This is a genomic window from Frigoribacterium sp. MEB024, from assembly GCF_000878135.1.
Lineage (GTDB): Bacteria > Actinomycetota > Actinomycetes > Actinomycetales > Microbacteriaceae > Frigoribacterium.
Map to the genome: position 1 here is coordinate 1 of NZ_JXQZ01000091.1, position 6,088 is coordinate 6,088.

General features: G+C 71.0%; 5 protein-coding genes. All 5 read left to right on the forward strand.

The genetic code is table 11. From position 1 onward, the window contains the following. The first annotated feature begins 13 nt into the window (after positions 1-13). The 5 genes from lysS (at position 14) to SZ60_RS13895 (ending at position 5,855) form a co-directional block, all read left to right on the forward strand. Positions 14-1,534, forward strand: coding sequence for a lysine--tRNA ligase (gene lysS, locus SZ60_RS13875; protein ID WP_043596857.1), 1,521 nt, complete (start codon positions 14-16; stop codon positions 1,532-1,534). A 220-nt stretch (positions 1,535-1,754) separates the two neighbouring features. Beyond that, entirely contained in the window at positions 1,755-2,036 is a 282-nt protein-coding gene (locus SZ60_RS16985) for a hypothetical protein (protein WP_082060173.1), read from the forward strand. Between the two features lie 373 nt (positions 2,037-2,409). Next, the gene (locus SZ60_RS13885) at positions 2,410-3,432 is read left to right on the forward strand and encodes a sigma-70 family RNA polymerase sigma factor (RefSeq protein ID WP_043596858.1); all 1,023 of its coding nucleotides are present in this window, start codon (positions 2,410-2,412) and stop codon (positions 3,430-3,432) included. Between the two features lie 632 nt (positions 3,433-4,064). Then, positions 4,065-4,646, forward strand: coding sequence for a hypothetical protein (locus tag SZ60_RS13890; protein WP_156155618.1), 582 nt, complete (start codon positions 4,065-4,067; stop codon positions 4,644-4,646). Between the two features lie 363 nt (positions 4,647-5,009). After that, positions 5,010-5,855, forward strand: coding sequence for a serine protein kinase RIO (locus SZ60_RS13895; protein WP_043596860.1), 846 nt, complete (start codon positions 5,010-5,012; stop codon positions 5,853-5,855). The last annotated feature ends 233 nt before the right edge of the window (positions 5,856-6,088 follow it).

Sequence of the window (6,088 nt, forward strand, 5' to 3'; positions counted from 1 at the left end):
ACGCCCCTGACACATGACCGCCGCGCCCGACCCGACCACCACCCCCGACGACGAGGCGGCCACCGCCGCGCGCGAGGCGTCGGAGCAGAAGCAGGTGCGACTCGACAAGCGCGCCCGCCTGCTCGAGGCCGGCGTCGAGGCGTACCCGGTCGGCGTGCCGATCACCGACACGATCGGTGCGGTCCGCGCCCGTTACGCCGAGCTCGAGACCGACAGCCGCTCGGGTGACGTCGTCGGCCTCGCCGGTCGCGTCGTGCACGCCCGCAACACCGGCAAGCTCTGCTTCGCCGCGCTGCAGGCGGGCGACGGCAGCCGCATCCAGGCCATGGTCTCGCTGGCCGAGGTGGGCGAGCAGCGCCTCGCCGACTGGAAAGAGCTGGTCGACCTGGGCGACCACGTCTTCGTCAAGGGCGAGGTCATCTCGTCGCGTCGCGGCGAGCTGTCGATCATGGTCACCGAGTGGTCCATCGCGGCCAAGGCGATCCTGCCGCTGCCGAACCTGCACTCCGAGCTCAGCGAAGAGACGCGCGTGCGCCAGCGCTACCTCGACCTGATCGTGCGCGACCAGGCCCGCGCCACCGTCCGCGCCCGGGCCGCTGCGGTCTCGTCGCTGCGCCGCACCTTCGACTCGTACGAGTACCTCGAGGTCGAGACGCCCATGCTGCAGACGATGCACGGCGGCGCCGCGGCCCGTCCGTTCCAGACGCACAGCAACGCGTTCGACACCGAGCTGTACTTGCGCATCGCGCCCGAGCTGTTCCTCAAGCGGGCCGTCGTCGGCGGCATCGACCGCGTCTTCGAGATCAACCGCAACTTCCGCAACGAAGGCGCCGACTCGACGCACTCGCCCGAGTTCGCGATGGTCGAGGCGTACCAGGCCTACGGCGACTACGACCAGATGGCCCGACTCACGCAAGAGCTCGTGCAGAACGCCGCCATGGCCGTGTCCGGTTCGCACCTCGTCACCCTGGCCGACGGCACCGAGTACGACCTCGGCGGCGAATGGGCCCGCGTGCCGATGTACGAGTCGCTCAGCGAGGCCGCCGGAGTCGAGATCACGCCGTCGACCACCGTCGCCGACCTGCAGGCGCTCGCCGCCACGGTCGACCTCGTCGTGCCACACGAGACCCACGGCAAGCTCGTCGAAGAGCTCTGGGAGCACTTCGTCAAGCCGTCGCTCGACCGCCCGACCTTCGTGGTCGACTTCCCGGTCGACACGAGCCCGCTCGTCCGCCAGCACCGCTCGAAGCCCGGTGTCGTCGAGAAGTGGGACCTCTACGTCCGCGGCTTCGAGCTCGCCACCGCGTACTCCGAGCTGGTCGACCCCGTCATCCAGCGCGAGCGCTTCGTCGAGCAGGCCGCCCTCTCGGCCCGCGGCGACGCCGAGGCCATGCGCCTCGACGACGACTTCCTCACCGCGCTCGAGCACGGCATGCCGCCGAGCGGCGGCATGGGCATGGGCATCGACCGCCTGCTGATGGCGATCACGGGCCTCGGCATCCGCGAGACGATCCTCTTCCCGCTGGTCAAGTAGGCGGCGAACGGCGAGTCTGCCCGTCCGCCCGGGAACCACGTTCCGCGCGATGAACCCCGTGTCTTCGTGGTTCATCGCGCGGAACGTGGTTCGTCGGGTGCTCGAGTGCTCGAGTGCTCGAGTGCAGGAGGCGCGGTGCCGGTCGGGCACCGCGCCTCCGTCGTCTCGTCGTCGAGAGGTGCACGTGGTTTTCCCCGGGAGGGCGACGTACCCTGGTCGGGTGCCTGAGTCCCTTGCCGGAGCCATCGTCTTCTCCGTGACGCCCACCATCGTCGTGGGCCTCATCTTCTGGTTCATCGTCAGGGCACTGCTGCGCTCCGACCGCACCGAGCGTGCCGTCTACGCCAGGGTCGAGGCCGAAGAGCGCGCCAAGGCCGAGGCCGAAGAGCGCGCCGAGTCGCGCGACCTGGCCGACCTGGCCGACCGCGCCGGCGTCGCCGCTCGGGCCGACCGAGCCGACCGCAGCGGTCGCGCCGACCGCAGCGGTCGCAGCGCGGTCTGACCTCGGTCCGTCCCACCACCGGGGTGCGTCGCCGACGCGCGCGTCCTCGGGTCACGGCACCGCGCCTCCTGGGCTCGCGGTGCCGTTCGTCGTACCCCGACAGATCAGCGGCCGAGTTTCCGGTGAGCGACCTGGGAATGTGTACCCCCGGCGTGATAGCGGTCGCCTATACCCGATCGTGGCTGCTGTCAAACGTCGTTCGCCTTCGTACCCCGTCGACGTCGAAACTCTGGACGTGCGCTCGGAGTAGTCCCGTCAGGGCCTGCACCAGCTTTTTCCCGCACGCCTCCGCACGCCAGACTCGAAGTACGCCGACGAGCTTCACGAACTAATCGACGCGACACCAGGTCAGTACTCGAGCAGGGAGAGAACGATGACGACCACTTCCGTCACCACGCGCAACACCACCACAGCCACCGACGACACCGAGGTCGAGGTCCTGTCGCAGGTCCGAGGGGCCTCCACCGACCAGGTCGGCGACTACCTCCGCCACATCGGCCGCATGCCGCTGCTCGACGCAGCGGAAGAGACCGAGATCGCCCGCCGCATCGAGGTCGGCCTGTTCGCCGGCGAGAAGCTCAAAGAGCTGCAGGCGGCCGACGCGGTCAAGAAGAACCGCACCAAGGCCCACGCCGAGATCCTCCGCGACCTCCGCTGGCTGCAGCACGACGGCGAGCGTGCCAAGGACCGCATGATCACCGCGAACCTCCGCCTCGTCGTCAGCATCGCCAAGCGCTACACGCAGCGCGGCCTGCCCTTCATGGACGTCATCCAAGAGGGCAACCTCGGGCTGGTCCGTGCCGTCGAGAAGTTCGACTACACGCAGGGCTACAAGTTCTCGACCTACGCCACCTGGTGGATCCGTCAGGCCATCGCCCGCGGCCTCGCCGACAAGGCGCGCGCCATCCGCATCCCGGTGCACACGGTCGAGCGCATCAACCGCATCTCGCGGGCCGAGCGTGACCTGACCGTCGACCTGGGCCGTGCGCCCACCGTCGACGAGGTGGCCGAAGAGGTCGCCATGGACGTCGCCGACCTGATCGAGCTCAAGTCGCGGTCGCACGAGCCGGTGTCGATCCACACCGTCGTCGGCGACGCCGAAGACAGCGAGCTGGGCGACTTCATCGAGGACGAAGAGACCCCGTCGCCCACGCAGGCCACCGAGAGCTCGCTGCTCAACCGCGACATGCACGCCCTCGTGGCGACGCTGCCCGAGGACGAGGCGCGCGTGATCCGCATGCGCTTCGGCCTCGACGACGACCAGCCGATGACCCTCGACGAGATCTCGAAGCGCGTGCACTCGTCGCGCCAAGCCGTCTCGCGCGTCGAGAGCCGTGCCCGCCTCCGCATGTTCGCGAAGGCCGTCAGCCAGGACCTGCAGCTCTACCTGCAGTAGGTCGTCTGCGGTCACGCCGCACTCCGCACGCCGCACCACGCGAGGGCCGTCGCCCCGGGTCATCCCGGGCGGCGGCCCTCCGTCGCGCCCGGGGCCCTCGCGTCTCGCGTCTCGCGTCTCGCGTCTCGCGTCGGGGGTCGAGTGGTCCCGAATCGTCCTTCCCCACGTCACGAAGGACGATTTGGGACCACTCGACCGCTCGGTGGGACGCGAACTGCTCGTCCCCATCGAGCGAAGGGGGGCGGTCGTGCACAGAGACGTCACGAGAGGAGGTGCGGGTCGGGTTCTGCCGACAGGGTCGCGTCATGCCCCGGATCGCCATCCCCCGAGAACTCGAACAGCCCTTCTCCGTCGCGCAGGGCAGGGCCGCGGGTCTCGGTACCGAGAGGATGCGGGGGCCGGATCTCGCGCGACCACACCACGGGGTGAGGGTCGCCGCCGGCGGACACCCGATCGAGACCGTCGCCGACAGGGCCCGAGGCTTGGTGCCGGTCATGATCGACGGGTGGTGTTTCTCCCACGTCACGGCCCTGGCGCTCTGGGGGTTGCCCGTCCCCGCCAGGGTGGACCGCGGGCAGGAGCCGCTGCACGTGAGCAGTTCGACGGGACGTAGCGTCCGTCGGAACGGTGTCGTGGGACATCGCGCCGCTCCCGAGCTGCTGGGACTCGTCGACGGGCTCCCGGTCGCTGAGCCGATCTCGGCGTGGGTGCGCTCAGGGCAGCTGTTGTCCCTCGACGAACTCGTCCGGGTCGGTGACGCCCTCGCCGGATCGTGGTCGCCCCTGCCCGAGGCGCGGCGCCGGCGACTCGGCGACCTGGACCGAGCGATCCTCGAGGTCGGACGAATTCGCGGCATCACGAGCCTGCGAGAGGCTCGAGCGCTGGTGCGGCCAGGGGTCGAGTCGCCGAAGGAGACCGAACTTCGTCTGCTCCTGACCCGGGCGGGACTCCCCGAACCCGAGATCAACATCCGTACATTCGACCAGGACGGGCGATACCTCGGCAAGCCCGACCTCCGGTACGCGTGGTGCAGGGTCGCGATCGAATACGAGGGCGACGAGCACCGTCGTGACCCGTCGAGGTTCCGGCGGGACATCCGGCGCCGTGAGAGGTTCGCCGATGCCGGTTGGCGCACCGTCCGTTGCACGGACGACGACCTGCACGGGCGCCGGGCGGACGAACTCGTCGCCCGCGTCCGTCGCTTGCTGTCGTGAGGCGCGTCGCGCCCCGCGCCCGCGCGTCACGCGCCCCGCGCCCCGCGCGTGTCACGCACGGCGACGATCGAGTGGTCTCGAATCGTCCTTCACGCGTCGACGAGCAACGATTCGGGACCACTCGACCGGCGGCCGGCGGGAGAACGACCGTCGACAGGGGAGGCGCGGCGCGGTACCGTGAGCGGACCAGGGCCACGAGCTGGCCGGGCCACGAGACACTCCACGAGAGGGGTGATGAGCATGACTGCCGTCAACGCACACCACGCGTACCCCACTCACCCCGAGACCCTCCGCCCGTAGCGACAGTCGCGCGACGCTCGTCGCGTCCGCCGGGCCGGTCTCACGCCTCCCCTGGAGCACAGCTTGACCTTCTCCGACGATTTCGTCGTACCCGCCTTCTCCGCCGTCGATCCCGACGCCGACCAACGCTGGTCCACCTGGCCGGCCGCCACCCCCACCGAACGCGGGCCCCGGCCGTGGCCCGATTGGGTCGTCACCTCCGCCGCCGCGATCGACACCGAGCTCGGCGTCGTCAAGTCCGGCAAGGAGGCCGACGTCCACCTGATCGACCGAGCCGTGCCGGCGGACGTCGTTCTGGGCGCCGGTGACGGAGCCCGCGCCTCCTTACTGGCCGCGAAGCGGTACCGCGGGCCTGAGCAGAGCGACTTCCACCGCTCGTCCGAGTACCGCGAGGGCCGTCGCGTCCGCAACACCCGCGACGGCCGAGCGATGGCACGCGGGTCGGCCCACGGGCGCCGGGTGCAGGCCGGACTCTGGGCCGCGGCCGAGTTCGACGCGCTCTGCCGCATGCACTCCCTCGGCGTCGCCGTGCCGTACCCGGTGCAGATCAGCGGCACCGAGATCCTGATGGAGTTCATCGGGCACGGGGTCGAAGCCGCGCCACGCCTCGCCCAGGTCAAGGACGACGGCGCCACCCTCTGGCCGCTGTTCGAGCAGGTGCACGAGATCGTGATCGGCTTCGCCCGGGCCGGCTTCGCGCACGGGGACCTCTCGCCGTACAACCTGCTCGTCCACGACGGACGGGTCGTCGCCATCGACGTGCCCCAGCTCGTCGACGTCGCGAGCAACCCGACCGGCGTCGAGCTGCTCGAACGCGACTGCCGCAACGTCTGCGCCTGGTTCGCCCGGCGCGGGTTCGTCCGCGACCCCGAGCAGGTCTTCGCCGAGGCGCTGGGCGAGGTGTTCTAGGCGGGGCCGGGGCGAGCCGGGCCGGGGGCCGGGGCCGGAGCCGGAGCCGGGGCCAGGGCAGGGCGGGCGTGTTCGTGTGACTCGGGCGTCCGCGACCGCCCGCCGAGGCCGAAGCCGCCCGGGTTCGTGCCGGGGCCGGGACCAGGGCCGGTGGCCGGGCCCGGGGCCGGGGCCGGGGGCCAGGGCAGGGCGGGCGTGTTCGTGTGAGTCGGGCGTCCGCGACCGCCCGCCGT